This window comes from Stenotrophomonas sp. TWI700, from assembly GCF_039673645.1.
GTDB lineage: Bacteria > Pseudomonadota > Gammaproteobacteria > Xanthomonadales > Xanthomonadaceae > Stenotrophomonas > Stenotrophomonas maltophilia_AA.
Genome location: NZ_JBDJMB010000003.1, coordinates 234,297 through 261,112, shown reverse-complemented (window position 1 = coordinate 261,112; position 26,816 = coordinate 234,297). Strand labels below are relative to the sequence as shown.

At 67.1% G+C, this 26,816-nt stretch carries 25 protein-coding genes and 1 pseudogene; 16 read left to right on the top strand and 10 right to left on the bottom strand.

What is annotated here, in order from left to right; genetic code table 11:
• The first annotated feature begins 84 nt into the window (after positions 1–84).
• The 7 genes from ABE473_RS04635 to ABE473_RS04605 all read left to right on the top strand — a co-directional run bounded on the left by ABE473_RS04635 (position 85) and on the right by ABE473_RS04605 (position 6,864).
• Positions 85–570: an Mpo1-like protein gene (locus ABE473_RS04635; RefSeq protein WP_346488671.1), complete on the top strand. Its 486-nt coding sequence runs from the start codon at positions 85–87 to the stop codon at positions 568–570.
• A gap of 359 nt (positions 571–929) precedes the next feature.
• Positions 930–3,755 carry a monovalent cation/H+ antiporter subunit A gene (locus ABE473_RS04630; protein WP_346488670.1) on the top strand — a complete coding sequence of 942 codons (2,826 nt, stop codon included), beginning with the start codon at positions 930–932 and terminating at the stop codon, positions 3,753–3,755.
• Positions 3,755–4,138, top strand: a complete 384-nt coding sequence (locus ABE473_RS04625) for a Na+/H+ antiporter subunit C (protein WP_019185295.1) — start codon at positions 3,755–3,757, stop codon at positions 4,136–4,138. The genes ABE473_RS04630 and ABE473_RS04625 overlap by 1 nt, the downstream gene beginning before the upstream one ends.
• Positions 4,135–5,670 (top strand): monovalent cation/H+ antiporter subunit D, encoded by a 1,536-nt coding sequence (locus ABE473_RS04620; protein ID WP_123729955.1) that lies wholly within the window; start codon positions 4,135–4,137, stop codon positions 5,668–5,670. Before ABE473_RS04625 ends, ABE473_RS04620 begins: the two co-directional genes overlap by 4 nt.
• Complete coding sequence (locus ABE473_RS04615; protein WP_346488669.1) at positions 5,667–6,173, top strand: Na+/H+ antiporter subunit E; 507 nt, start codon at positions 5,667–5,669, stop codon at positions 6,171–6,173. The genes ABE473_RS04620 and ABE473_RS04615 overlap by 4 nt, the downstream gene beginning before the upstream one ends.
• Positions 6,170–6,454, top strand: coding sequence for a K+/H+ antiporter subunit F (locus tag ABE473_RS04610; protein WP_019185292.1), 285 nt, complete (start codon positions 6,170–6,172; stop codon positions 6,452–6,454). Before ABE473_RS04615 ends, ABE473_RS04610 begins: the two co-directional genes overlap by 4 nt.
• The gene (locus tag ABE473_RS04605) at positions 6,451–6,864 is read left to right on the top strand and encodes a Na+/H+ antiporter subunit G (protein ID WP_346477880.1); all 414 of its coding nucleotides are present in this window, start codon (positions 6,451–6,453) and stop codon (positions 6,862–6,864) included. The genes ABE473_RS04610 and ABE473_RS04605 overlap by 4 nt, the downstream gene beginning before the upstream one ends.
• 120 nt (positions 6,865–6,984) lie before the next feature.
• On the opposite strand, the gene ABE473_RS04600 is transcribed toward ABE473_RS04605, so the two are convergent.
• Both ABE473_RS04600 and ABE473_RS04595 read right to left on the bottom strand, forming a co-directional pair.
• Positions 6,985–7,947, bottom strand: coding sequence for a sodium:calcium antiporter (locus tag ABE473_RS04600; protein WP_346488668.1), 963 nt, complete (start codon positions 7,945–7,947; stop codon positions 6,985–6,987).
• A 100-nt stretch (positions 7,948–8,047) separates the two neighbouring features.
• Positions 8,048–8,629, bottom strand: a complete 582-nt coding sequence (locus tag ABE473_RS04595; protein WP_346488679.1) for a hypothetical protein — start codon at positions 8,627–8,629, stop codon at positions 8,048–8,050.
• A 157-nt stretch (positions 8,630–8,786) separates the two neighbouring features.
• On the opposite strand from ABE473_RS04595, the gene ABE473_RS04590 reads away from it, so the two are divergent.
• The 3 genes from ABE473_RS04590 to ABE473_RS04580 all read left to right on the top strand — a co-directional run bounded on the left by ABE473_RS04590 (position 8,787) and on the right by ABE473_RS04580 (position 10,224).
• On the top strand, positions 8,787–9,317 hold the full coding sequence (locus ABE473_RS04590) for a hypothetical protein (protein WP_346488667.1): 531 nt from the start codon (positions 8,787–8,789) through the stop codon (positions 9,315–9,317).
• A 140-nt stretch (positions 9,318–9,457) separates the two neighbouring features.
• Positions 9,458–9,925, top strand: coding sequence for a hypothetical protein (locus ABE473_RS04585; RefSeq protein WP_346488666.1), 468 nt, complete (start codon positions 9,458–9,460; stop codon positions 9,923–9,925).
• 68 nt (positions 9,926–9,993) lie between these two features.
• The gene (locus tag ABE473_RS04580; protein WP_346488665.1) at positions 9,994–10,224 is read left to right on the top strand and encodes a hypothetical protein; all 231 of its coding nucleotides are present in this window, start codon (positions 9,994–9,996) and stop codon (positions 10,222–10,224) included.
• 9 nt (positions 10,225–10,233) lie between these two features.
• Here the strand turns inward: ABE473_RS04580 and hmgA are convergent, their stop codons facing one another.
• Together hmgA and hppD are read right to left on the bottom strand one after the other, a co-directional pair.
• On the bottom strand, positions 10,234–11,535 hold the full coding sequence (gene hmgA, locus ABE473_RS04575; protein ID WP_346488664.1) for a homogentisate 1,2-dioxygenase: 1,302 nt from the start codon (positions 11,533–11,535) through the stop codon (positions 10,234–10,236).
• Positions 11,536–11,641: 106 nt separating this feature from the next.
• Entirely contained in the window at positions 11,642–12,757 is a 1,116-nt protein-coding gene (gene hppD / locus ABE473_RS04570) for a 4-hydroxyphenylpyruvate dioxygenase (RefSeq protein ID WP_346488663.1), read from the bottom strand.
• 127 nt (positions 12,758–12,884) lie between these two features.
• Between hppD and ABE473_RS04565 the strand changes: the two genes are divergently transcribed.
• Entirely contained in the window at positions 12,885–13,376 is a 492-nt protein-coding gene (locus ABE473_RS04565; RefSeq protein WP_176987947.1) for a MarR family winged helix-turn-helix transcriptional regulator, read from the top strand.
• 82 nt (positions 13,377–13,458) lie between these two features.
• On the opposite strand, the gene ABE473_RS04560 is transcribed toward ABE473_RS04565, so the two are convergent.
• The 5 genes from ABE473_RS04560 to ABE473_RS04540 form a co-directional block, all read right to left on the bottom strand.
• Positions 13,459–14,601 (bottom strand): hypothetical protein, encoded by a 1,143-nt coding sequence (locus ABE473_RS04560; RefSeq protein WP_346488662.1) that lies wholly within the window; start codon positions 14,599–14,601, stop codon positions 13,459–13,461.
• Positions 14,602–14,721: 120 nt separating this feature from the next.
• Positions 14,722–15,330 (bottom strand): thioredoxin family protein, encoded by a 609-nt coding sequence (locus ABE473_RS04555; RefSeq protein WP_346488661.1) that lies wholly within the window; start codon positions 15,328–15,330, stop codon positions 14,722–14,724.
• Between the two features lie 8 nt (positions 15,331–15,338).
• Positions 15,339–16,841, bottom strand: a complete 1,503-nt coding sequence (locus ABE473_RS04550; RefSeq protein WP_346488660.1) for an oligopeptide:H+ symporter — start codon at positions 16,839–16,841, stop codon at positions 15,339–15,341.
• A gap of 243 nt (positions 16,842–17,084) precedes the next feature.
• A complete protein-coding gene (locus ABE473_RS04545) occupies positions 17,085–17,963 on the bottom strand; it encodes a tryptophan 2,3-dioxygenase family protein (protein ID WP_346477886.1) in 879 nt (292 codons plus the stop codon).
• 71 nt (positions 17,964–18,034) lie between these two features.
• Positions 18,035–18,673, bottom strand: coding sequence for an NAD-dependent dehydratase (locus ABE473_RS04540; protein WP_346488659.1), 639 nt, complete (start codon positions 18,671–18,673; stop codon positions 18,035–18,037).
• 133 nt (positions 18,674–18,806) lie between these two features.
• Here ABE473_RS04540 and ABE473_RS04535 point away from each other — a divergent pair, with 133 nt between their 5' ends.
• Genes ABE473_RS04535 through ABE473_RS04525 form a run of 3 tightly spaced genes read left to right on the top strand, consistent with a single transcriptional unit; the run spans position 18,807 to position 21,612 of the window.
• Positions 18,807–20,372 (top strand): GGDEF domain-containing protein, encoded by a 1,566-nt coding sequence (locus ABE473_RS04535; RefSeq protein ID WP_346488658.1) that lies wholly within the window; start codon positions 18,807–18,809, stop codon positions 20,370–20,372.
• Positions 20,373–20,429: 57 nt separating this feature from the next.
• A complete protein-coding gene (locus tag ABE473_RS04530; protein WP_346488678.1) occupies positions 20,430–20,966 on the top strand; it encodes a sigma-70 family RNA polymerase sigma factor in 537 nt (178 codons plus the stop codon).
• Positions 20,953–21,612, top strand: coding sequence for a hypothetical protein (locus ABE473_RS04525; protein ID WP_346488657.1), 660 nt, complete (start codon positions 20,953–20,955; stop codon positions 21,610–21,612). The genes ABE473_RS04530 and ABE473_RS04525 overlap by 14 nt, the downstream gene beginning before the upstream one ends.
• Before the next feature lie 12 nt (positions 21,613–21,624).
• Here ABE473_RS04525 and ABE473_RS04520 read toward each other — a convergent pair whose 3' ends face one another.
• Positions 21,625–22,536, bottom strand: coding sequence for a DUF808 domain-containing protein (locus ABE473_RS04520; protein WP_176987939.1), 912 nt, complete (start codon positions 22,534–22,536; stop codon positions 21,625–21,627).
• Positions 22,537–22,701: 165 nt separating this feature from the next.
• Here ABE473_RS04520 and ABE473_RS04515 point away from each other — a divergent pair.
• Both ABE473_RS04515 and ABE473_RS04510 read left to right on the top strand, forming a co-directional pair.
• Positions 22,702–24,357 (top strand): annotated as a pseudogene (locus ABE473_RS04515) (AarF/UbiB family protein); the annotation flags it as partial.
• Positions 24,358–24,642: 285 nt separating this feature from the next.
• Positions 24,643–26,745 (top strand): phosphoglycerol transferase I, encoded by a 2,103-nt coding sequence (locus tag ABE473_RS04510; protein ID WP_346488656.1) that lies wholly within the window; start codon positions 24,643–24,645, stop codon positions 26,743–26,745.
• The last annotated feature ends 71 nt before the right edge of the window (positions 26,746–26,816 follow it).

Sequence of the window (26,816 nt, the reverse complement as noted above, 5' to 3'; positions counted from 1 at the left end):
GGTGGGCTCAATCCTTCCTTTTGTTTATTGGTGGGTGTGGGGCCTTGCGGGCCCCACTACCGTTGTCCGAGGAAGCGACGCAGTATGCAGACCGCCACCCAGCTTGCACGCCCGATCGACCGCTACTTCGCCAGCTATTCCGACGATCACCGCAATGTGCTGAACCAGCGCATCCACATCGTGGCCGTCCCGGCGATCCTGTGGTCGGTGATCGGCCTGCTGTGGTGCCTCCCGCCGCTGATCACCTGGTTCCAGAACGGGATCTGGGCCGGCCTGGCGATGTTCGCCGCCTGGTGTTTCTACAACCGCCTCTCGCGCACGCTGGGCTACGGCATGCTGGCGATCTTCTTCGTCAGCGGCTGCGTGTGCCGCCTGCTGGAAGCCGAGATCGGGCTGGTGAACCTGTTCTGGCTGGCCCTGGGAGTCTTTGCCGTCGCCTGGGTCGCGCAGTTCATCGGACACAAGCACGAAGGCCGCAAGCCGAGCTTCCTGACCGATCTGGTCTATCTGCTGATCGGCCCGCTGTGGGTCCTGGCCAAGGTCTACCGCCGGATGGGTTGGCGCTACTGACCTGTTTTTCCTGAACGAGCGGGCGCGCTCACCGGCACTCCACGCCGGACCGTCCAGCATCGTCCGCAGTGGCCCTTCGAGCGTCGGTCACCATTCATCTTCGTGCACATCCCGGCCGTCCCGCAGCCCCTGCGACGACTGGTTCCGGACCCGTTTCGATGGCCTCCGGGCGGCCACAGTCGGCAAAGTCGAGGGCGGGCCTCCATACGGCCTTCGACGGACCCGAATGGGGCCATGCGCCGCCCCGAAAAAATGAATCAGTGCACGTTAGATGCAATTGAGGGCGTATTCGGGTGTATCGGCAGCAATTGCCTGCCTGTTAGACTGAACGACCTGCTCGTGAATCCCGCATTCCCTGCATGAATCCTAGTCTGCTCCTGCTGCTCGCCCTGCCCTTCCTGATGGCAGTGGCCGTCGCTTCATTCCGCCGCACCTCCCGCTCCACGGCCGCCTGGGTAGCCGCGGCCGCTCCGCTGGGAGGACTGGCGCTGTTGGCGACGATGACCCCGGCGATCATGGACGGCGGGATCGTCCGCAGCTACGGGGAGTGGATTCCGCAGATCGGGCTGGCCTTCTCGCTGCGCCTGGACGGCCTGGCCTGGATGTTCGCCGGCATGGTGCTGGCGATCGGCGCGCTGGTGGTGATGTACGCCCACTACTACCTGAGTGCCCGCGACAGCGCCCACCGCTTCTACTGTTACCTGCTGCTGTTCATGGGCGCCATGCTCGGCATGGTGCTCTCGGGCAACCTGCTGCTGCTGATGGTGTTCTGGGAAATGACCAGCATCAGCTCGTTCCTGCTGATCGGCTTCTGGTCGCACCGCCAGGACGCCCGCGAGGGCGCCCGGATGGCCCTGGTGGTCACCGGCGGTGGTGGCCTGGCCCTGCTCGGCGGCGTGCTGCTGATCGGCCGCATCGTCGGCAGCTTCGAACTGGATGCGGTGCTCGCCGCCGGCGATCTGATCCGCGCCAGTGCGCTGTACCCGTATGCGCTGTTGCTGGTCCTGGCCGGCATCTTCACCAAGAGCGCCCAGTTCCCGTTCCACTTCTGGCTGCCGCACGCGATGGCCGCGCCGACGCCGGTCTCGGCTTACCTGCACTCGGCGACGATGGTCAAAGCCGGCGTGTTCCTGCTGGCCCGGTTGCATCCGGCGCTGGCCGGCACCGATCTGTTCTTCTATACGGTCAGCGGCATCGGGGCGATCACCCTGCTGATCGGCGCCTGGAACGCGATCTTCCAGCATGATCTGAAAGGGCTGCTCGCCTATTCGACGATCTCCCACCTGGGCCTGATCACCATGCTGTTCGGCCTGTCCGCGCCGATGGCGGTGGTCGCCGGCGTCTTCCACATCCTCAACCACGCCACCTTCAAGGCCTCGCTGTTCATGGCCGCCGGCATCATCGACCATGAAACCGGCACCCGCGACATGCGCAAGCTGGGCGGCCTGCGCCGGTTGATGCCGATCACCAGCGCGCTGGCGATCATCGCCTCGCTGGCGATGGCCGGCATCCCGCTGCTCAACGGCTTCCTGTCCAAGGAAATGCTGTTTGCCGAGGCGCTGACCGCCGGACCGGAGGCGATGCGCATCGCGATGACGATCGCCGCATTGCTGGCCGGCGTGTTCGGCGTGGCCTACAGCCTGCGCTTCGTGCACGACACCTTCTTCGGCAAGGGCCCGCATGACCTGGACCGGGTGCCGCACGAACCGCCGCGCTTCATGAAGGTGCCGGTGGAGATCCTGGTGGTGGTCTGCGTGGCCGTCGGCGTCGCGCCGGCGATCACCATCGCGCCGGTGCTGCATGCCGCCGCGTCGTCGATCCTGGGCCCGGCGATGCCGGCCTACAGTCTCTCGGTCTGGCACGGCTTCAACATGCCGCTGGCGATGAGCGCGGCCGGCGTGATCGGTGGCATCGTGCTGTACTTCGGCCTGCGCCGCCTGGTCGACCTGCATGCCGTGGTCACCCGCAGCATCGGCCGCAACATCTTCCACAAGCAGCTCGACCTGGTGTTCGGCTTCGCCCACCGGTTGACCCAGGGCCTGGCCAACGGCAGCCTGCAGCGCATGCTGATGGCGCTGGTGGTAGTGGCGATCATCGTCGCCGCCGCGCCGTTCGTGGCCAACCCGGCTTCACCCAACTGGCCCTCGCCGCAGCCGATCCCGCTGCTGGGCTGGGCGCTGTGGCTGGTGATGATGGCCTGTGCGCTGGGCGCGCTGTTCGTCTACCGGCAGCGCCTGCTTGCAGTGCTGGTGGTGGGCGGCGTCGGCCTGCTGGTCTCGCTGACCTTCGTGTTCCTGTCCGCGCCCGACCTGGCGCTGACCCAACTGCTGGTCGAGATGGTCACCCTGGTGCTGATGCTGCTGGGCATGAACTACCTGCCGAGCCAGTCGCCGCCGGAGAAGTCGGTCTGGCGAAAGCGGCGCGATGCGGTGATCGCGATCGTCGCCGGTGGCGGCCTGGCCGCGATGGCCTACACCGCGATGACCCTGCCGCCGAACACCATGGCCGGCGAGCTGCTCGCGCGTGCGCTGCCGGAGGCCTATGGGCAGAACGTGGTCAACGTGATCCTGGTCGACTTCCGTGGCTTCGATACCTTCGGCGAGATCACCGTGTTCGGCATCGCCGCGCTGGTGGTGCACGCCATGCTGCGTCGCTCGCGGATGGCGCCGGAACAGATCATGCAGGGCCCGCCGATCAAGCTGCCGGTGCCGGCCGATCTGGCCCAGATCATGTTCCCGCTCACCGTGACCGTCTCGATCTTCCTGTTCCTGCGCGGCCACAACGCGCCCGGCGGTGGCTTCGTCGCCGGCCTGGTGCTGGCCGTGCCGCTGCTGATCCAGTACGTCATCCAAGGCACCACCTCGGTGGAATCGCGCTTCGGCTTCGACTACATCCGCTGCGTCGGTGCCGGCCTGCTGATCGCCATCCTCAGTGGCTGCGCCTCGATGCTGTTCGGCGTGCCGTTCCTGACCAGCGGCCACCTGGACCTGCACCTGCCGCTGATCGGCGAGGTACCGCTGGCCAGTGCGATCGGCTTCGATACCGGCGTGTACCTGGTGGTGTTCGGCGGCGTGATGCTGATGCTCTCGATGATGGGCACGGTCAAGCCCTCGCGCACCCGCAACGCCCGTAAAGGCGAGATCGATCCCACCCGCCGTTCGGCAAAAACCGGGGAGATGCACTGATGGAACTGGCCCTGGCAAGCGCCATCGGCGTGCTGAGCGCGATCGGCATCTACCTGTTGCTGCGCGCGCGCAGCTTCGATGTGATCCTCGGCATGACCTTCCTCTCGTATGCGACCAACCTGCTGATCTTTGCCGGCGGCCGCCTGGTCCAGGGCAAGGCGCCGGTGCTGCGTGAGGGCATCGACAGCGACCTGGGCAACTACACCGATCCGCTGCCGCAGGCGCTGGTGCTGACCGCCATCGTGATCGCGTTCGCGATGACCGCGGTCAGCATCGTGCTGGCGATGCGCAGCCGCAGCGACAACCACAGCGATCACGTGGACGCACACGAAGAGGAAGAACTCCCCGCCGATACCGCGCCGGGCCGGGAGGGCGGCGCATGAACCATGCGGTGATCCTGCCCATCCTGATTCCGCTGTTCGGCGCGGCCTGCTCGCTGTTCGTCGAGCACCGCCGCTATGGGCCGAAGGTGCAGCGCACGGTGGCGTGGACCACGCTGACCGCACTCGCCGCCGCTGTCGCGCTGCTGTTCGCGCAGACCGCCGACGGCAGCATCGCGGTGTACCTGCTGGGCGACTGGCCCTCGCGCCTGGGCATCGCGCTGGTCGCCGACCGTCTCTCGGCCTGGATGCTGGTGACCACGCTGCTGCTGGCCATCCCCTGCCTGCTGCATGCCTGTTCGGGCTGGGACCGGCGCGCGCCGCACTTCCATGCGTTGTTCCAGTTCCAGCTGGTCGGCCTCAACGGCGCGTTCCTGACCGGCGACATCTTCAACCTGTTCGTGTTCTTCGAGGTGATGCTGATCGCCTCCTACGGCCTGCTGCTCAGCGGCGGGCGCGGCCTGCGCATGCGCATCGGCCTGCATTACGTGGTGTTCAACGTTACCGCCTCGACCCTGTTCCTGATCGCGCTCGGCCTGCTGTATGCCTCGCTGGGCTCGCTCAACATGGCCGAACTGTCCCAGCGCATCGCCGAGGTTCCGGCGTCGCACCTGACCCTGGTCAAGGCGACCATGGGCCTGCTGCTGCTGGTGTTCTGCAGCAAGGCCGCGCTGATGCCGCTGTACCTGTGGCTGCCGGAAGCCTATGCACGTGCACCGGCCGCGGTGGCCGCACTGTTCGCGATCATGACCAAGGTCGGCCTCTATGCCGTGCTGCGGGTCAGCACGCTGTGGTTCGGCGAAGGCGCGGGCCCGATGGCCGGCTACGGCAGCCAGTGGCTGCTCTGGGCCGGCGTGGCGACGCTGGTGCTGGGCGGCCTGGGTGTGCTTGCCGCGGCGCGCCTGCGCGTGCTGATCTCCTACTTGGTGGTGGTCTCGGCGGCGACGCTGTTCATCGCGTTCTCGGTGCGCACGCCGGAAGTCCTCTCGGCCGGCCTGTACTACCTGCCGCACAGCACCTTCGTGGCCGCCGCGCTGTTCCTCATTGCCGACCTGATCCGTCGCCGTCGTGGCGGCGCCAGCGACCGCAAGGAAGTCATCGCACCGATGCCGGGCAAGGAAACGCCTGCCGTGCTCTTCCTGATCGGCGCCGTCTCGGTGGCCGGCCTGCCGCCGTTGTCCGGCTTCCTGGCCAAGGCCGCGCTGCTGGCCGGCATGCCCGCGCAGTACACCTGGGCGGTGTGGGCCGCGGTGCTGGGCAGCAGCCTGATGGTGATCGTCGGGCTGACCCGGGGCGGCATCCGCCTGTTCTGGCGCGTACCAGTCGTCGAAGAAGGCGCGCCCAAACCGCGCAAGGCCCCCACGCGCACCGTGGAACTGTTCGCCGCCGCGCTGCTGCTCAGCTATGGCATCGCGATGAGCGTGTTCGCCGGCCCGCTGATGCAGCACACCGATGCGATGGCCACCCAGCTGCTGCAGCCGCAGGACTACGTCGGTGAACTGCGCGCCACCACGCCGGAGATTCGCCAGCCATGACGCGCAAGCCTTCCCTGTACAAGCGCATCCTGCCCTCGCCCTCGCTGAGCGTGATGGTGGTGGCGTTCTGGCTGTTGATGTCCGACAGCTTCACGCTGGGCCAGTTCGTGCTCGGCATGATCCTGGGCGTGGTGGTGCCGTTGTTCGCGGCGCGGCTGGACCGCGAGTTCGCGCGGATCGGCTCGCTCAGGCCGTTGCCCAAACTGGTGTTCGTGACCCTGTGGGACATCCTGGTCTCCAACATCCGGGTCGCGATCCAGGTGCTGGGCCCGGAGCGCCGCATCCACCCCGGCTTCATCTGGCTGCCGCTGGATATCGCCAACATCCACGGCATCGCCGCGCTGACCAGCATGATCACGCTGACCCCGGGCACGGTCTCGGCCGCGCTGTCGGATGACCGCCGGTACCTGCTGGTGCACGTGCTGCACCTGGATGATCCGGACGCGCTGATCCGGCAGATCAAATCCCGCTACGAAGCCCCGCTGATGGAGATCTTCCCATGACCGGACATATGTTCATCCAGACCACGATGGTGGTGTGCATGCACGTGGTCGGCCTGGCCATGCTGCTGGCCACCTGGCGCCTGCTGCGCGGCCCGACCGTGCCCGACCGCATCCTTGCCCTGGACACCTTGTCGGTGACGGCCATCGCCGAGCTGATGCTGTTCGGCATGTACCTCAACTCGGCGGTGTACTTCGAAGCCGCGCTGATCATCGCCATGCTCGGATTCGGCAGTACGGTGGTGCTCAGCAAGTTCGTGCTGCGCCGGGACATCGTCGAATGATCACCTTCATCCAGATCGTGCTGTCGATCCTGCTGCTGTTCGGCTGCTTCTTCATTCTGGTCGGCGCGCTCGGCCTGGTGAAGCTGTCCACGTTCTTCAAGCGCCTGCATGCACCGACCAAGGCCAGCACGCTGGGCGTGGGCTGCGTGCTGGTGGGTTCGGTCTGCTATCACATCTTCCTCGGCGAAGACCCGCAGCCGCGCGAGCTGCTGATCACCGTGTTCCTGTTCATCACCGCGCCGATCAGCGCGCACATGATGGCCAAGGCCGCGCTGTCGCTGCTGATGGAAACCCGGCCGGAGCTGCCGGGCCACAAGACCGCCAAGGAAGAACAGCTGCCGCCGCCGGAACCGCGCCGCGACGACGACGCCGATGATGCGAAGGCGCCCATTTCCCGCGACAGCCAGTAGAGCCGGCCGCTGGCCGGCTTGAACAAGTCCGCACCGCTGTAGTGCCGGCCGCTGGCCGGCTGCAACATGCCTGCGAAACGGTAGAGCCGGCGGCTGGCCGGCTGCTTCAACGGTTGGCCGTCAACCCCACACGCCGCCGATCAACGCCAGCTCCAGCGCGATCCAACCCACGAACGCCACCACCAGCACCGCGCCTTCGCGCCGGCTGATCGTCAGGTCACCGCGCAGCATCGGGTAGAGCACCAGCACGAAGGCAATCGCTGCCGGCAGCTCCAGCTTCACGAACGATGCGGGCAGCGCCAGCGGACGCAGCGCGGCCATGCCGCCGACCACCACCAGCAGATTGAACAGGCTCGAGCCGATCACGTGGCCCAGCACCATGTCGCCCTGGCCACGGCGTGCCGCAGCGACCGCCGCAGCGACCTCGGGCAGCGCGGTGCCGATCGCCACCGGCAGCAGGCCGACCAGCAGCGGCGACCAGCCCAGCCCGGCGCCGAACACCGGTGCGGCTTGTACGATCCAGCGCGCGCCGAGGTATAGGCACACCGCCGCGAACGACAGTCGCAGAAGGTTGAGAAACAGCCCGGTCCGGGTCATCGCATAGCCGGCGATGGCCTCGCGCACCGGCTCGGATTCCACCCGCGCGCGGCGCAGCAGGAACACCAGCAGGGCGACGAAGGCGAGCAGCAGCACGGCCCCTTCCCAGCGCACGATCACCCCATCCAGGCCGAACAGGATCAGCAGCAGGCTGGCGGCCGCAAGGCACACCAGCAGCGGCGAGAGCAGGCGCGCGCGGACCAGCAGCGGCGCGGCCAGGGCCGCCAGGCCCAGGGTCAGCCCGACATTGACGATGTTGCTGCCCACCGCGTTGCCCAGCGCGAGCTCTTCCGCCCCGACTACGAAGGCCCGGGCGTTGACCACCAGCTCGGGCAGCGAGGTGCCGAAGGCGACCAGCAGCAACCCCGCCACGAAGGGCGAGGCGCCGAAGCGCTGGGCCAGCCCGGAGGCGGCCTTGACGATGGAATCGCCCCCCAGTGCCAACAGCACCAGGCCCAGTACGAACCAAACAGTGGCAGCGATCATCTGGTGCTCCCCGGTGACAGATGTGAGCCGATTCTAGGGCCAGCCCACGCCCAACGGTGAAGGCCCGCCCCGGCGTCGCGGCCGGGGCGGTACCGGTGGCTCAGGAGCAGCCTTCGACGTAGTCCACCTGCGGGGTCTTGCCGACCCGCCAGGCGGTGACGTTGCCATCGCCGTTGATCTCGAAGTTGACCAGTGCGCCGCCCTCGGTCGCCGGGCGCACGCGCAGGTTGTGGCCTTTCTCGTCGTACTTGTGCGGGGTCAGGTCGCCGCGGTCCGGGTACAGCGTCTGCAGCTGGCCGAGCGACATGCCGACCTTGCCGCCGCCCGGGGCGACGATGCGATCATTGCGCACGTCATAGCGCACCAGGCGCCTGCCTTCGATCATGAAGATCACGTCCCCGGCCTGCGCGCCTTCGGGCCGCAGCGCATGGCAGTAGTCGTCGGCGACCTCGCCCTGCAGGGGTTCCTTCCAAGCCGCCCGCACCTCGTCCAGCGTGCTGCCCAGCGCCACGGGGCCGTAGCCATCCAGGCGCGCCGGTCCCTGCGTTGCCGTGCCCGGTGCCGCCGTGGTGGTCGCTGCGGGTGCGGTGTCCGCCGCCGGTGCAGGCACGGCCGCCTCGGCATCGCTGGACGGGGTTTCCGGCGCGCGCCCGCACGCCGCCAAGGCCAGCACCATCCCCAGTGCCATCACGCTTCCCAGCTGTTTCATGCCTGCATCCTCCCGTTGAATGGGCGCAGCCTAGCGCGAGGGCCGTGTGGGCGACATGCACGGCATCGCTGTCATCCGCGTTTCACCTGCCGCGTTCAGGCTCGGCCTGCACCGCATCGACCCCGCCCCCATGCAACCGCAGAAGACCGACCTCGCCCGCACTGCCCTGCAGGCCCACCGCGCGCCCCTGGACATGCGCCAGCGCCGGCTGTTGATCCTGTGCGACGGCCAGCGTGACCTGGTCCAGCTCGGCCAGCTGGTGGGACCGGAAACCCCGGCGATGGTGATCCAGCTGATCCAGAGCGGGTACCTGGTATCGCGTGCGGTCGCGGAGGTCGCCGTTGTCGCGCCCGCCGCGCCCGCGGCTGGCATGATGCCGACCGTGGCACCGGTGCCGGTGACCGAACGCCGCCGCTCGCTGGTCGCCGCCCGCATCTACCTGCTGGACATCCTGGAACTGCAGCGCCATCCGCAGGCGGCGGCGCTGTTCCAAACCCTGCAGCAGTCGCGCAGCGATGAAGCGGTCATGGCCGCGCTGCTCACCGCCCTCGAGGCGCTGCCCGGGCTGACCTCGACCGGCTATGCCGAACGGGTGCGGCAGCGGTTGCTCGAGGTGCTGCCGAAGGAGCATGCCGACCGGTTCAAGAACGCCGTGGTTTGAGACGGTATTGCGGGAATCCGCTTTCGATGAAGAGGTTGAATTGGACGTGGCGAAGGACTCCGCGCAACGATGAAGGTCCATCCGCAGGCGAGGTTTAACCCATGTATGATTCCCAAATAACAGTTAATTGGGAGTCGAGCGTGGTCGATACGATCAGACTGGCGACTGCCCGGGAACTCGCTGAAGCCGGCAGTCTGCGCGAAACGACGGTGACCGCGGAACCGGGTGGCTATGTCGTCACCTTCGCCTTGGAGAACAGCGAACGCGCGTTGGCCACCAAAGATGGGACGCCCCGCATGTTCTCCGGCGTCCACGCGGCCGCACGTGTACTGGCCCAGCTGGGGATCACACGCTATCGCGTGGACGCCACGGCGACGGCTGGTGCCGAGCCCTTGCGCCGCTCACGACCGGATCGGGCACGCGCACTGAAACAGCTGCATGAAGACTCGGCCTATCTGGAGCGCATCCGTGAAGCGGTGGCCGAGGCGCGCGCGGATCCACGCCCGCCACTGTCCAGCACAGAAGCACACCTGCACATGGAGGCGCTGAAAACGCGGCTCGGTGACCAGTTGCGAACGGCATTGAAGCGCCACTCGTCCAAAGAATGACAGTGGCGTGGGGCCGGCAGGCCATCGAGGATCGAGCGAGACAACTCGTTTCGGCTTTCGAGCGCGCCGTGACGCTGCCGGATCCGCACCTGTTTGCCGCAGCCCTCGCGCGCGACAATGCGATTGAGAGCGAAGGTGATGCCTTGGATGGCGCGGCCTTGTATCGCCTCGATGCCATCAAAGGCACGTTTCTGTATGCAACGCGCGATGGACGCTATCTGATCGCCTACCAACGCACGGGCAACGACGTTCACATTGACCGCGTGCTGCCGACCCGCCGCCACTCGGACGGCATCTGAGCATCCGTTCTACTTAGCAAAATTCGCCTTCAACCCCTGCCAGCACTGCTGATACCCGCGCTGGCGGTGCGCCGCCTCCATCGCCTGGGCGGTCGGACGGATCACGCCGCGGGTTTCGAACATGAAGGCCATCGTGTCCTTGATCACGTCCGGCCGGCTCAGGTCGGCCGCGGAGGCCTTCTCGAAGGTCGCCGCGTCCGGGCCGTGGCCGCTCATGCAGTTGTGCAGCGAGGCACCACCCGGCACGAAGCCTTCCGCCTTCGCATCGTAGGCGCCATGGATCAGGCCCATGAACTCGCTGGCGATGTTGCGGTGGAACCACGGCGGGCGGAACGTGTCCTGCGCGACCAGCCAGCGCGGCGGGAAGATCGCGAAGTCCATGTTGCTGGTGCCCGGCGTGTCGCTGGGCGAATGCAGCACGAGGAAGATCGAGGGATCGGGATGGTCGTGGCTGATCGAACCGATCGTGTTGAAGCGGCGCAGATCGTAGCGATACGGCGCGTAGTTGCCGTGCCAGGCGACCACGTCCAGCGGCGAATGATCGATGTCCGCGCGCCACAGCTGGCCCTCGAACTTGGCGACAAGTTCGAACGCGCCGTCGAGGTTCTCGAACGCCGCGTGCGGCGTCTCGAAGTCACGCGGATTGGCCAGGCCGTTGGAGCCGATCGGGCCCAGGTCCGGCAGCTTCAGCAGCGCGCCGAAGTTCTCGCAGACGTAGCCGCGCGCGTCGCCATCGGGCAGTTCGACACGGAAGCGCACGCCACGCGGGATCACCGCGATCTGCTGCGGCTCGATCTCGATCACGCCCAGCTCGGTGAGCAGGCGCAGGCGGCCGAGCTGCGGCACGATCAGCAGCTCGCCATCGGCGTTGTAGAAATAGCGGCCCTGCATGTCGCGGTTGGCGGCATACAGGTGGATACCAACGCCGCCGTGGGCGTCCGGCGAGCCGTTGCCCCCCATGGTGTACAGCCCTTCGATGAAATCGGTGGGCGTGCCAGGCAGCGGCAACGGATCCCAGCGCAGCTGGTTGGGCGAGACCGCGCCCTGCGCGAAGTCGCCGTGCAGATGCGGCTGGAGGAAGGGGGTGAATTCGCCGTGGGTCACCGCCGGGCGGATGCGGTACACCCAGCTGCGGCGATTGCTGCCGCGCGGCGCGGTGAACGCCGTACCGGACATCTGTTCGGCATACAGGCCATGGGCGACGCGCTGCGGGGAATTCCGTCCCACCGGCAGTGCGCCGGGCACCGCCTCGGTGGCGAACTCGTTGCCGAAACCGGTCTGGTAACCGCGCGATGACATCGGGTTGTTCATGGTCCTGCTCCGCCGGAGGCGTGGATGGCAAGGGAATACAGCCAGTGGCACCCGCGCGGGCGCGGATGCCACCGTTGGAGCGTAACGCGGGTGGCGGCCGAGTGCCTTACAGCACGCCGCGCTTCATCTGGTCGCGCTCGATGCTCTCGAACAGCGCGGTGAAGTTACCTTCGCCGAAGCCTTCGTTGCCTTTGCGCTGGATGATCTCGAAGAAGATCGGCCCGATGCAGTTGGTGGTGAAGATCTGCAGCAGCTTGCGCTGGTGGGTCTCCGGATCGGCGTCGATCAGGATCTTGTTCTTCGCCAGTCGGGCCACGTCTTCACCGTGGTTGGGCACGCGCATGTCGATCACATCGAAATACGTGTCCGGGGTGTCGAGGAACTCCACGCCCTGGGCGCGCATCGCTTCCACGGTCTCGTAGATGTTCTCGGTGAAGCAGGCGATGTGCTGGATGCCCTCGCCCTTGTAGGCGTCGAGGTATTCGTTGATCTGGCTCTTCGGATCGGAGGATTCGTTGAGCGGGATGCGCACGATGCCGTCCGGCGCGGTCATCGCCTTGGACACCAGGCCGGTCTTGAGGCCCTTGATGTCGAAGTAGCGGATCTCGCGGAAGTTGAACAGGCGCTCGTAGTAATCCGACCACTGCTGCATGTTGCCGAAGTACAGGTTGTGGGTCAGGTGGTCGATGAAGGTCAGCCCGAAGCCCTTCGGGCGCAGGTCGACGCCCTCGATCGGCGCGTAGTCGGTATCGAACATGCTGCCGTTGGCGCCATAGCGGTCGACCAGGTACAGCATGCAGTCGCCGATGCCCTTGATGATCGGGGCGGCGACGGCGCGGGTCTCCGGCTTGAAGTCGATCGCTTCGGCACCGTTGCCCAGCGCCATCTGGTAGACCTCGTCGCCCGGCTTCTTGAAGCGGATCGCGAAACCGCAGGCACAGGGGCCGTGCTTCTCGGCGAAGTCCGAGGCGAACGAATCCGGCTCTTCATTGACCAGGAAATTCACGTCGCCCTGGCGATAGACCGTGATCGCGCGCTGCTTGTGGCGCAGCACCGCGGTGAAGCCCATCTTGCGGAAATAGTCGTGCAGCTCCGCGCCACGGCCGGCCGGGGCGGCGAACTCGACGAACTCGAAACCATCGATGCCCATCGGGTTTTCGAAGGTGGTGACCTGCATGCCCGGATCGGGTGCGTAGGACGCGGTGCTCGTTTGGCTGGTCATGCTGTGGCTCCAAAGCAGTCCGCATCGGAAAAAACCAGGTGCGGTAGGAAGGCAGACCCGCGAGAATGCGGTGTCCGGAACGTAGGTTATAGTTTCACATGAAACCACCATCAAGGTGCACCGCAGCATGAGCCCGCCCGATCCCAGCAGTCACAGCATCCGCGCCTCGCACGCCCTGCTCGATCTGGAGCAGTTCCTGCCATACCGGCTGAGCGTTCTGTCCAACCGGGTCAGCGGCAATATCGCCAAGCTGTATGGGGACCGGTATGGCCTGGCGATCCCCGAGTGGCGGGTGATCACGGTCCTGGCGCTGTACCCGGGCTCGTCGGCCAGCGAGGTGTCCGATCGCACCGCGATGGACAAGGTCGCGGTCAGCCGCGCCGTGGCCAGACTGCTCGAACGGGGCTTCATCAAGCGTGAAACCCATGGCGACGACCGCCGCCGTTCGGTGCTGGCGCTGTCGGCCGCCGGATTCGAGGTGTACGAGACCATCGCCCCGCTGGTGATCGACATCACCCGCAAGCTGATGTCCGTGCTCAGCGAAGAGGAAGAGCAGATGCTGGAAACGCTGATCCTGCGCCTGGCCGGCGAAGGCCTGCAGCGGATGGACGAGGCCTGATCGCAAGGCGTACCCACCCACGGTGGGTACCTGCGCGATGCCGGTAGGCAACGACCGTTGGTCGTTGCGCCTCCGTTGCGCCTCAGCTCAGGTGCTTGCGCCGTGCATGCACCCACGGCGCCGCCAGGGCACCGATCGCGCCGCCGGCAAAGCCCAGCGAGGCGGCGACGGCGGCGGCTTCGATCGCGCCCGGCAAGGCCAGCGCGGCGACCACCAGCAACAGCGACGGCAGGCCGATGAAGGTGGCCATGAAGTAGCGCCAGCGCGGTGCCCAGGTGCCGACCTGGAGCAGGCTGACCGGCATCCAGGCTTCGCCCGACGCGTCCTGGGCGACCTTGGCCGCCACCTTGCCCAGGTCCGCTTCGACCGGCCCCTTGCCGCCCCGTGCGGCGGCCAGCATCGCGGCCACCTCCTCCACCGCCGGGAAGCTGGTCGGCCAGGTCTGCGGGGCATTGACCCCGTAGGCGGTCAGCAGCGGCACGCTGATCCACGGTGCCAGCAGCGGGCGCACCTTGCGCCGGTCCAGCACGCACCAGATCTGGGTTACCCCGTGCGCGGTGACGCTGTACAGCGCCAGCTGCGCTGCCGCCGGATACGGCAGCAGGTGCACGCGCGCGGCCATGCTGTCGTACCCCATCGCGCGCAGGAAGCCCGGGCGGGTGCGCCCTTCGTGCGCCCAGGCCAGGCCGAGCGCGCCGACCAGGTACACCTCGGCAGGATCCTTCGTGCCGGCGCTGGCGCGATCATCGCTGGCCAGGAAGAACGCCAGCGATCTGGGCTCCTCCACGTCGTGCTGGTCCCAGCGCCCGGCATCGCCGAGCACGTGCTTGAGCGGCAGGCGTGCCGGGGCGGTTTCGTCCTTGCTGGCGTTCTGCAGGAACGGCACCACGCTCAGCACGAAGCCCTGCAGGTCTACGCCGCGGAGGCCGCTGCCCTGCCACTCGGCCGGGATCAGCCCCGGCAGGTTGCCCTGGCGTGCCAGCGCATCCAGCTGCGCCTTCTGCTCCACCAGCTTCTGCACCGCGGCCTTGAGCAGCACGTTGTCGGGCACGGAAACCATCGGCAGGCGGTAGCGGATCGCGCCCGGGGCCGGCGTATCGGCCTCGCCATCGAGCGCATCCGGCGCGGTCTGATCGTCCAACAGGACATCGACCGGCGGCAGGCTCACGCCGGCCGGCGCATCAAGGGAAACATCGGTGGTGCTGTCGCTGGTGCCCGGCTGCATGCGTCGAATTCCGTCGGTTGCCCGCCACGAACAGCGCGGCATGAGGTCCTTGGGGGTAGCGGCAGCAGGGCGCGGAAATTGAGGGCAAAAAAAAGGCCGCGGAATCCGCGGCCTCTTCGATCACGACGCCTTCGGGGGCGCCCATTGCTTCATGAAGGCGAAGAAGCGGCCACGGTCGTAGCCCTTCTTCTCCCCCTTGTCGGCCTCCAGCTCGCCGGTGAACTGCGAGTGCAGCAGCTTGCCGTCGGCATCGAGCACGAACAGGTGCGGGTAGCCTTTCACGGCCGGGAACTGCGACAGGAAGGCCGCGTTCTCGTTCTCTTCGCTGTAGTTGACCTTCATCCAGACGTAGTTCGCATCGCGGAAGCTGCGGATCTCCGCATCCCCTTCGATGAATCCGTCCATCAGATGGCACCACGGGCACCACTCACCGCCCACGTCCACGATGATGCGCTTGCCGCCGCGCTGGGCTTCGACCTTGGCCGTGGCCAGGTCGGCGACCGGGTCGCGTGCCGGATCGAACTGGGCGTTGAGCGCCGCGATCGCGGCGATGTCCGCCGCGGCCGGGGTGTTGCCCGAGGCCACCGGTTCGCCGGGATCGGCGACCGGGGGTTTCTGCTCGGAGGTATCCAGCGGCTGCGCAGGTGCAGCGGTGGGCGCCGACGACGGCGAACAGGCGGCCAGCAGGCCGGCCGCGATCATCGACATCCCCACGGCTTTCATGCGCATCGCAGTCCTCACTTGACGCCGTGCATCAGCTTGTTGATCAGCGGGGCGACCAGGAACAGCACCGCGCCGGAAATGATCAACGCCCAGAAGCCGAAGGTGTAGCCCTTCAGCGCCGATTCCACGGTCATGCCGCCTTCGCCGCTGACCACGCCGGCAAAGATGCCGGACATGTTGTTGCCGATGCCGGTGGACAGGAACCAGCCGCCCATGCCGAAGCCGACCAGGCGCACCGGGGCCAGCTTGGTCACCATCGACAGGCCGATCGGCGACAGGCACAGCTCACCGACGGACTGGATGACGTAGACCATGAACAGCGTCCAGAACGGAATCTTGCCGTCCACGACCATGCTCGACAGGGCCACCATCAGCAGCGCGAACGCCGCACCGTTGAACAGCAGGCCCAGGCCGAACTTGCGCGGGATCGACGGGTTGGAGCGCCCCAGCTTGATCCAGATCCAGGCAATGATCGGCGCCAGGGTGATGATCGCGACCGAGTTGACCGACTGGAACCAGGCGGTCGGGAATTCCCAGCCGCCCAGGTTGCGGTTGACGATGTTGTCGGCCAGGAAGGTGAACGAGCTGCCGGCCTGTTCGAAGAACATCCAGAACATCACGTTGAAGGTGAAGATGATCAGCATCGCGATCACGCGGTCGCGCTGGACCTTGCCTTCGCGGATGCCTTCGACCAGCAGCAGGATCGCCAGCGCGATGAACATCGCGCCCAGGATCCAGGCCAGCGCGGTGGCGCCGGTGGAGAGCAGGAAGAACGCGATCGGGATCGCCACGATCGCACCGATGAACACCATCACGATGCGGCCATAGCCCTCGGCACCGGCCGGCGGGGCGCCGATGCCCTTCAGGCCGGCGCGACCGACGTAGAACCAGGCCAGGCTGATCAGCATGCCGATGCCCGAGGCGATGAAGACCATCTTGTAGGACGGCATCGCCTGGGTGCCGAACACGCGCTCGGCCAGGTACTGGGTCAGCACCGGGGCGATCATCGCGCCGATGTTGATGCCCATGTAGAAGATGGTGAAGCCCGAATCGCGGCGCTCATCCTTCAGGCCGTACAGCTTGCCGACCATGGTGGAGATGTTCGGCTTGAACAGGCCGTTGCCGATGATGATCGTGGCCAGGCCCAGCTCGAAGATTTCCTTGTTGGGCATGGCCACCATGAACAGGCCGGCGGCCATGATCACCGCGCCGGTCAGGATCGAGCGTTGGTAGCCCAGTACCCGATCGGCCACGTAGCCACCGAAGATGGCGGCGGCGTAGACCAGCGCCAGATAGGCACCGTAGGTCCGGCTGGCCGCGGCCTGGCCGGCCGAATCACCGTCGAAGAACTGCGCGACGATGTACAGCACCAGGGCCCAACGGATGCCGTAGAACGCAAAGCGTTCCCAGAATTCGGTCATGAACAGCATCCACAACGGGCGCGGATGGCCCAGCGTGGTCTTGAACTCCGGCAGCGCCGGATCGGGAACGGATTTCGCGGCGGCGTCTACGCTCATGCGGGATTCCTGGGTTCGGTGGAAGACATGCACGTCCGATGTGCGAAAGCAGCGCGGGAGAATCCCAGACCAACCACGTTCACGTCAAATACACGCTGATGTGTGCCGCTGGCGGCATGGTCGCTGAACTTGCATCTGCAACTGCCGGTCCAGGACCGGCAGCGCAGCAACGGCGGGGCCTGCCGCACCGTACGGCGGATAGGCCCGGTAAATATGAATAGGCTTATTGCGGTCGATGCCCGATCAGGCGTCCGGCGGCATCGGATCGTCGTTGCGGATCGTGGTGCGCACCTGGAACAGCTCCGGGAAGAAGGTCAGCTCCAGCGCCTGGCGCAGGAAGCCGACCCCGCTGGAGCCGCCGGTACCGCGCTTGAAGCCGATGATCCGCATGACCGTACGCATGTGGCGGAAGCGCCAGAGCTGGAAGGCGGTCTCCAGATCGACCAGGTCCTCGCACAGCGAATACTCGCGCCAGAAACGGTCCGTGTTCTGGTAGATCCGCTCGAACACCGGGTGCAGCGCATCGTCGGCCACGTGCGGCTGCTGCCAGTCGCGGCCCTGGTAGCCGGCCGGGACCGGATGGCCGAAGCGGGCCAGGTAGCGCAGGAACTCCTCGTACAGGCTGGGGGCATCGAGCACCTCCTGCAACTGGGCCTGGCCGGCCGGGTCATGCGAGAACACCTGCAGCATCTGCGCGTTCTTGTTGCCCAGCAGGAATTCGATGTAGCGGTACTGCAGCGACTGGAAGCCCGAGGACGGACCCAGCACGTCGCGGAAGCCCATGTACTCCGAGGGCGTCAACGTCTCCAGCACCGACCACTGTTCGGTCAGCTGGCGCAGTACCTGCTTGCTGCGCGCCAGCACCTTGCGGCACTGCCACACCTCGTCGCGCTGCAGGAAACCGATCGCCGCGCGCAGTTCGTGCGCCAGCAGCTTCAGCCACAGCTCCGAGGTCTGGTGCTGGATGATGAACAGCATCTCGTCGTGGTGCGGCGGGTTGGACAGCGGCTGCTGGGCCGACAGCAGCTGGTCCAGGCGCAGGTAACCGCCGTAGGTCAGCCGCCCCTCCAGATCGGTATGGATACCAGCTTCGAGATCGCGTTGGTTCTTGTCGACGGACATGGCAGGGACCGCTTGAGGGGCAGAAAGGGTAGCGCAGTGGCCGGGTGGCCGCGCATCCGCCCGTCAGCGGCTCAGCGCTCCGCCAGATCGGCCGAGCCCACGATCCTGACGCCGGGCGTCGGCACCAACGCCGCCTCGACCAGCGCGGCGGCAATGGTCTCGGCCGGATTGATCCGCCACGCGCGCGGCAGCACCGGGCCCAGCACGCCCAGCACCACACTGGCCAGATGCTCGCCGGTACGCCGCTCGGCACGCTCGCCTCCGATCAGCCCGGGGCGGACCAGGGTCAGCGACGGATAGCCCAGGTCCCGCAGGTCGTGTTCCAGCCGCCCTTTGACCTGGTTGTAGAAGATCCGCGAGCCCGGGTCGGCGCCCATCGCCGAGTTCAACGCGAAGGCATGCGCACCTTGGGCACGCGCCCGCCGCGCCAGGGCCAGCGGGAAATCATGGTCGACCCGGGAAAACGCTTCCTTGCTGCCGGCCTGCTTGATCGTGGTACCGAGCGCGCAGATCACGGCATCCACCGCCCACCAGTCGGCCTCGGCCGGCAGCTGCGCGAAGTCCACCACGGGATTGAGCAGCGCCGCATCGGTGACGCCCACCGGCCGCCGGGTCGGGGCCACCACCGCATCGCAGCGCGGGTCGTCCAGCAGTTGCCGCAGCACATGACCGCCGACCAGTCCGGTCGCTCCCACCAGCATCACCTTCATCGCACGCTCCTGCCATTGCCGTGCTTACCATCCTGCCATGCAGAGCCGGTTCAAGCCCGACCCGACTGCGCCGATACTGTTCCCACCTCTCCACCGCTCCGGCCCTTGGCCGTGCCCTGCAAGGACCTGCCGCATGACGGACCCGCACGATGCTCCCCCCAGCCCCGGCACCGCCGTCGGGCGGCTGCTGTCGCGGCGGCAGAGCGTGGGTACGGTGCTGGACACCGCCAGCGAGCCGGCGCCCGGGCCCAAGGGCGGCAGCAGCGCGATGCTGCAGCGCCTGTTCGCCGGCATCGATGCGCCCGAGCCGTTGCTGGCCGCCTTCGCCAACGGCATGTCCACCCTCCCCGGCGAGCTGGGCGACATGGGCCTGCGCCTGCAGTCGGCGCAGCGCAGCGCCGACTGGGTCAGCTACGGCCGCGCGATGCGCCAGCTGATCGACAAGTACATCCGCACCATCGAGCAGGAAACGCCGGACGGCCAGCCGGACAGCCTGCGGCTGCGCGAGCTGCTGCGGCACACCGTCGGGGTGACCGTGGCCAGCCTGCTGCAGAACATGCCCGAGCTGCGCGAGGAGCCGGTGCAGCTGGCCGGTGAACTGCGCCACTGGCATCCGGGCCAGCCGCTGCAGCCGATCGAACTGCGGCTGCGCGAGCTCTCGCACCAGATCGGCGTGCGCAGCGATGGCTGGCAGGAACAGCAGGAGCTGCTGCTGAGCCTGTTCGATCTGCTGCTGGACAACATCAGCGAGCTGCTCGATGACAGCAGCTGGCTGCACGGCCAGGTGCACGCGGTGCGCTCGCTGATCGGTGGCCCGCTCGATCGCGACTCGGTGGAACAGGCACGCGCCAACCTGCGCGAGGTGATCTACAAGCAGGGCCTGCTCAAGCAGGGCATCGTCGAATCCAAGGCGGCGATGAAGAATGTCATGGGCGGCTTCATCGAGCGCCTGGACGGCATGGCGGTCAGCACCGGCGAGTATCACGACCGGATCAGCAGTTACGCGCTGGCCCTGAAGGAGGCACGCAGCATCGCCGACCTCAACCAGCTGCTGCAGGACGTCCTGCAGGATACCGGCCGGGTCCAGGACCAGGCCCTGCAGGCGCGCGACCACCTCGGCAACGCGCGCCGCGAAGTGGAGCAAGCCGAACAGCGCATCGCCGAGCTGGAGCAGGAGCTGCGCGAGGTGTCCGGGTTGATCCGCAGCGACCCGCTGACCGGTGCGCTCAACCGGCGCGGACTCGACGAACTGCTCGAGCGCGAACGCGCGCGCGCCGCCCGCCACGGCCATCCGCTGGCGCTGGCCCTGCTCGACCTGGACGATTTCCACCAGACCAACACGCTGCACGGCCATGCCGGCGGCGATGCGGTCCTGCGCCACCTGGTCGAGGTCTGCCAGCTGCACCTGCGCAGCAGCGATGCGATCGCGCGCCTGGGCGGAGATGAGTTCGTCCTGCTGCTGCCGGAAACGCCGGCGGCGGACAGCATGTCCACCCTGCTGCGCCTGCAGCGCTCGCTGGCGCAGCGGCCGCTGCCGCTGGATGGACAGCGGGTGCCGGTGCACTTCAGCGCCGGGCTGGCGCAATGGCAGCCGGGCGAAGCGGCGGATGCGCTGCTGCGGCGCGCCGACGCGGCGCTGTATGCGGCCAAGCGGGTCGGCAAGAACCGCGTGCAGGCGGCCGAACCCCCGGCGGGCTGATCCCGTGGCTGTGATATTCCGCGCACCGGCGCGAATCACCCGTGTATGGACATGACACTGCCCGCAAGCGACACCGACCTGCGCCCGCGCTTTGCCGCGCTGCTGGAGCAGCACCGCGGCATCGTGCTGAACGTGGCACGCGGCTACTGCCATCACCCCGAGGATCGGCTCGATCTGGTCCAGGAGATCAGCGTGCAGGCGTGGGCGGCATTCGAAGGCTTCGACCCGGCGCGGGCGCGCTTTTCGACCTGGCTGTACCGGGTGGCACTCAACGTGGCGATCTCGCAATGGCGGCGGCAGCAGCACAGGCATCAGCACCACGCGCCCCTGGATGACGACCTGCCCGCGGCCGACGAGGCGCTTCCGCCCGAACAGCGCCACGCCCTGCATCAGCTGGAGGTCGCCATCCATGCGTTGCCGCCGCTGGACCGTGCGCTGATGCTGCTGCACCTGGACGACCACGACCATCGCCAGATCGCCGAGGTGCTGGGCATCAGCGTCGCCAACGTCTCCACCCGCCTGCACCGCCTGCGCCAGCAGCTGCGCACGCGCCTGAATCCCATGGACCGAGGAACCCGTCATGCAACCGGATGAACTCAAGCAGCTGTGGAACAGCGTCGGCAACCCCACTGACGCGCAGGAGGCCTTCGCGCTGGCGGCGTGGCGCAGCCATCGGCAACGCAGCGTCCAGCGCCAGCTGGGCCTCTTCAGCCTGTGGCAGGGACTGCAGCTGGTGTTCTGGCTGGGGTTGGCGGTGTACTGCGGCAGCCAGTGGTGGCAGCAACCGCCGCTGGCAGTGATGCTCAGCGCGCTGGCGCTGCATGCCTATTGCATCGCGGTGATCATCGCCAGCATCACCCGCCTGCAGCGCCGCCGGCAGCTGCAGCCGACGCAGACGGTGCTGGAGCAATCGCAGCAGCTGGCCGCGCTGCGCCGGCACACGGCGGTGACCGAACTGCTGCTCGGCCTGCCGTGGTGCTGGCTGTGGCTCGCGGTGCCGGTGCTGGTGGCCTGGCAGGCGTGGGGGGTGGACCTGGGCGCGTTCGCCGCCCCGTGGCTGCTGGTCTCGCTGGGTGCCGGGACGCTGGCCATGCTGGCCGCGCTGGTCCTGGCCCGGCGTTGGGTCCAGCGCGCACCGGCATCGCCGTGGCTGCAACGCGCGATCGACGCGCTGTCCGGCCGCCGGCTGGCCCGTGCCCGCGCCGAGCTGGACGCCCTGCGCGGGTGGGAAACGGCCTGACCCGGCCGCGCCTCAGTGCGCGGGCTTGGCCCCGCGCAGCTTCTGGAACGCGGTGACTGCCCCCAGCACCACCGCACCGATCACCACGCCGACGATCACGTTGCCCAGCGCATTGATCAGCCAGCCCCAACTGCCGTCGCCGCCCATCGCCAGGATCGCGTGGTGCAGCGGCGCGATGCTGTGCACCAGGATGCCGCCACCGACCAGGAACATCGCCGCGGTACCAGCCACCGAGAGGAACTTCATCAGCCACGGTGCGGCCACCAGCAGGCCCCGGCCGATCGCGGCCAGCGCCGCGCCCTTGTTCGACAGGTACAGGCCCAGGTCGTCGAGTTTGACGATGCCGGCGACCAGGCCGTAGACGAACACCGTCATCGCCAGTGCGATCACCACCAAGGCGGTGACCTGGTTGAGGAACGGTGCGCTCGAGACCACGCCCAGCGACAGCACGATGATCTCGGCCGAGAGGATGAAGTCGGTGCGGATCGCGCCCTTCACCTTGTCCTTCTCCCACGCGACCATGTCCACCTTCTCATCGGCCAGCGCCTTGACCCGCTCGGCCCTGCGCTGCTCATCCTCATCGCGCGAGTGCAGGAAGCGGTGCGCCAGCTTCTCCACGCCCTCGTAGCAGAGGAACGCGCCACCGATCATCATCAGCGGGGTGATCGCCCACGGCAGCCACGCGCTGATCGCCAGCGCGGCCGGCACCAGGATCGCCTTGTTGACCAGCGAGCCCTTCGCCACCGCCCAAACCACGGGCAGCTCCCGGTTGGCGCTGACCCCGGTCACCTGCTGTGCGTTCAGCGCCAGATCGTCGCCGAGCACGCCGGCGGTTTTCTTGGCCGCGACCTTGGTCAGCACCGCCACGTCGTCCAGCAGGGACGCAATATCATCGAGCAACGCGAACAGACTGGCACCGGCCATGGTGGATCCAAAGAGGAAGCAGGAGCGCCGATTCTGACCGATCCGCCCCCTGTCGCGGTAGCGGGCACGGATTCACCGGCCCACCACTGCCGCCCCGCCACACTGCCGGTGATCGTCGCCCCGGAGTCCTGCTTGAATACCACGCCCGTCGTCCCCGGTTCGCCGTCGCTGGTCAAGGGCATGAACCGCCGCAGCCAGATCCTGCGCCTGCTGTTGCGCTACCGTAATTCCGGGGTGTTTTCCGGCATGAACCTGGATTCGCGCGCGGTCCACGATGTGCCGCCGGAGGGCAACCCGGAGCAGTTCGTCACCGATCTGGAATCGCTGGGGCCGACCTTCGTCAAACTGGGCCAGATGCTCTCCACCCGTCCCGATATGGTGCCGGTGGAGTTCGCCACGGCGCTGGAACGGATGCAGGAGAACGTCGCGCCGATCCCGGTCGAGCGGGTCGCGGCCATCATCGAACAGGAGCTGGGGGCCTCGGTGTCCAAGCTGTTCGCCAGTTTCGATCCGGTGCCGCTGGGCTGCGCCTCGATCGCCCAGGTGCACCGCGCCGAACTGCACGATGGACGCCAGGTGGCGGTCAAAGTGCAGAAGCCGGAGGTCGCCGCGCAGCTGCGCTCGGACCTGGAGGTGCTGCGCAGCTTCGCGCTGGCCGCCGACCACCTCACCCAGGTCGGCCGTCGCGTACGCCTGCGCGACTGGCTCAATGAATTCGCCAAGACCCTGATGCAGGAGCTGGACTACCAGGCTGAAGCGGAGAACCTGCAGCGCTTCGGCCAGCACCTCAAGCCGTTCAAGCCGCTGTGGGTACCGCAGCCGATCTGGGATTACTGCAGCCATCGCGTGCTGACCATGGAGCTGGCCCAGGGCGTGCGCGTGGACATGATCCCCGACGTGCGCCGCACCGAGCAACCGATGGCGCCGCTCGCCGCCGCGCTGATCCGCGGGTATGTCGACCAGATCTTCGTGCATGGCGAGATCCACGCCGATCCGCATCCGGGCAACCTGCGCGTCACACCGGCGGGTCGCCTGGCGATCTTCGACCTGGGCATGGTCGCGCACATGCCGCCGCGCCTGCGCGAACGCCTGCTGAAACTGTTGTTCGCTGCGGTGGATGGACGTGGCGAGGAAGTGGCCGATGAGATCATCGGCATCAGCACGCGGCTCGAGTTCTTCGATGAAGAACGTTACCTGCGCGAGACCGGGCAGATCATCGCGCGCTATGCCGCCAACAGCAGCTTCTCCGAAGGCCGCGTGGTGCTGGACCTGGTGCGCATCGCCACCGCCAGCGGCCTGCGGACGCCGCCGGAGCTGAGCCTGCTCGGCAAGGCGCTGTTGAATCTGGAAACCGTGTGCCGCCTGCTGTCGCCGGACCTGGACACCCGCCGCATCGTGGAAAAACAGCTGCAGCACGTGATGCGGGCGCGACTGAAGAAATCCCTGTCCGCTGCCAATCTCGCCAGCGAGGCCATGGAGATGCAGCAGCTGCTGCGCGATGGGCCGCGCAAGATGACCGACATCCTTGCGCTGCTTGCCGAGAACCGCCTGCAGATGAAAGTGACCGGGCTGGAAGAATCACGCCTGATGGAGAACCTGCAGAAGATCGCCAACCGCGTCTCTGCCGGCATTGTCACCGCTGCACTGATTCTTGCCGCCGCGATGATGATGAAGGTCGATACCGGCTGGCATCTGTTCGGCTATCCCGCCATCGCATTCACCTTGATGCTGATCGGCGTGTTCCTTGGGCTGGGCATCATCCTCAGTGCGTTGATCTTCGATCGTCGTGCGCGCTCGAAGGAAGAACGCGGGCACCGTTGACGCGCTTGCCACGTGCGTCACGCATTCAGACAGAGCATATAAACGCACAGGGAAACGCGCGATGCAGTGCAGCATCGTGCGCACTTCTTCACGCGTGTTTTACGTCGCATATCGCAGTGCGATGCGTGAGGGTGAATGTCGTTTTCAACAAACATTTCAGTCAGGTTCGTGCAGGCATGATCGAGTCATCGGCTTGTCATGCATGTGTGGTTGGGACAGCCGGTCGGATGGGAACTGCGTCGTCATGGCGTCCATCACCACCTGTCTCCACTGCCAAAAGTGCTTATGCTCTGGATCCTGCTGCTGTCGCTGTTGCTGCTCACCTGGCTGTTCCTCGCATCTGACAAATGGATGTGGTGGAAGGCAAGCCTGATGTCATTGCTGCTGCTGACACTCAGTGCATGGTGGTTGATCAACAAGCTGTCCGGTGACGGTCTCAACGCGGCCACGCTGTATCACCTCGGCGCGGACATGGAAGGCGCCGGCGTCGCAGACTTCAAGCACTACATCGCCGGCTTCATCGCACTGGCTCTGGTCTCGCTCACCCCTTTGCTGCTGGCGCGCCTGCGTCGTCGGCACCGCCCCGCGCATGGCAAGGCGGTGTTTGCCGGCTTCATGGCCATGTGGTTCGTCGCCATCGTGGTGAGCCCGCTCTACAGCGATGGCCAGCGCCTGTACCAGCAGATGCGCCCGGTCGACTACAGCATGGTCAAGGCCGAGTACCGCGTGCCGACGCAGCCGCTGACCAAGCCGCGCAACATCGTGTGGATCTACGGCGAAAGCCTGGAGCGCACCTATCTCAATGAAGAAACGTTCCCGGACCTGATGCCCAACATCAACCGGCTTGCCGCGCAGTCCCTGGACGTGCGCGGGCTGGTCTCTGCCGAAGGCGGTGGCTGGACCATCGCCGGCCTGGTCTCCTCGATGTGCGGCGTGCCGTTGACCACCGCCAAGGAAGATGAGAACAGCATGGGCCGCATGGGCAGCTTCCTGCCCGAAGCGGTCTGCCTGGGCGATTACCTCAAGCAGCAGGGCTACACCAATCATTACCTGGGCGGGGCCAACGGCCAGTTCGCCGGCAAGGGGCAGTTCCTGGCCACGCACGGCTTCGATACTGTTGATGACCTGGCCTGGTTCAAGAAGCAGAAGGTCACCCGCGCGCATTTCTCGCCGTGGGGCGTGCATGACGATGTGCTGCTGGACAAGGCCTACGACCGCTTCGTGCAGCTCTCGCGCAAGGGCGAGCCGTTCATGCTGACCACGCTGACGATGGACACCCATCACCCCGCCGGCCACCTGCCCGTGGCCTGCAAAGGCACCCGCTACAAGAGCGAGCACGGCAACATCGGCATGCTCAATGCGCTGAAGTGCACCGACGGGCTGATCGCCAAGCTGGTCGACCGCATCCAGGCCAGCCCGTATGGCGAGGACACGCTGATCGTGATCGCCTCCGATCACCTGGCCATGCCGAACGATCTCAGCCACATTCTGGCCAAGCAGGACCGCGAGAACCTGCTGCTGTTCCTGGGCAAGGACATCGCACCGCGCCAGCTGGCCGCGCCGGCCGGCTCGACGCTGGACTCGGGCGCCACCCTGCTGAGCCTGATCGACCCGGCCATCGATTCGATCGGCTTCGGCCGCTCGCTGCTGCACCCGGAACGTTCGGACAGTGCCAGTGCCGCGGTGTTCCGCGACAACGGCAAGGACTACCCGCGTTACCTGGCGTTCTCGCGCTCGCTGTGGCTGGGCGACAAGACCCGCCAGCTGCGCATCGATGACGACAACCAGGTGGTGATCGGCCTGCAGCATGTGCAGCCGCCGGTGCTGCTGGAGTACGACAAGCATTGGGACCTGAAGTCGGTCTACCTGGAGAACACCTCCAAGCAGTTCGATCTCGCCGATCCGTCCAATACGCTGGCCTACGTCGACCGCTGCACCGCCTTCGAGGATGGCTCGGCCGATGGCGACTGGTGCGCGATGCTGGTCAACCAGGACAAGGGCATCAAGCTGTTCCGCGATGACCAGCTGCGCGGTGGCGTGGCCGTGGATGGCCCGCTTGATCCGTTCAACGGCCCGCGCCCGAGCATCCGCCAGGCCCACATGATCACGCAGAAGGGCCGCCGCACCCGCGCCGGCCAGTACATGGTGCAGCTGGTGACCAAGCAGTCGCCGGACCGCGGCTTCTGGATCGAGGCGGTGTCGTCGCAGCGCAAGGTGGTGGTCGCCCAGCAGTGGGTGCAGCCGGACGCCGAAGGCCGCATCAACCTGAGCTTCGGCCTGGACCACGAGGTCGATGACCTGGAAGTGCGGGCGTGGTTGAACCATGCCGAGAAGCTCGCCGTGGATACCTTCGCGCTGGTGCCGTCGCGCCGCGGCAACCGCGGCTGATCCGGCACCTCCCCGGCCAACATCGGGGGCTGTCGGCGGTCGATATCGGTAGTGCCGGCCGCTGGCCGGCT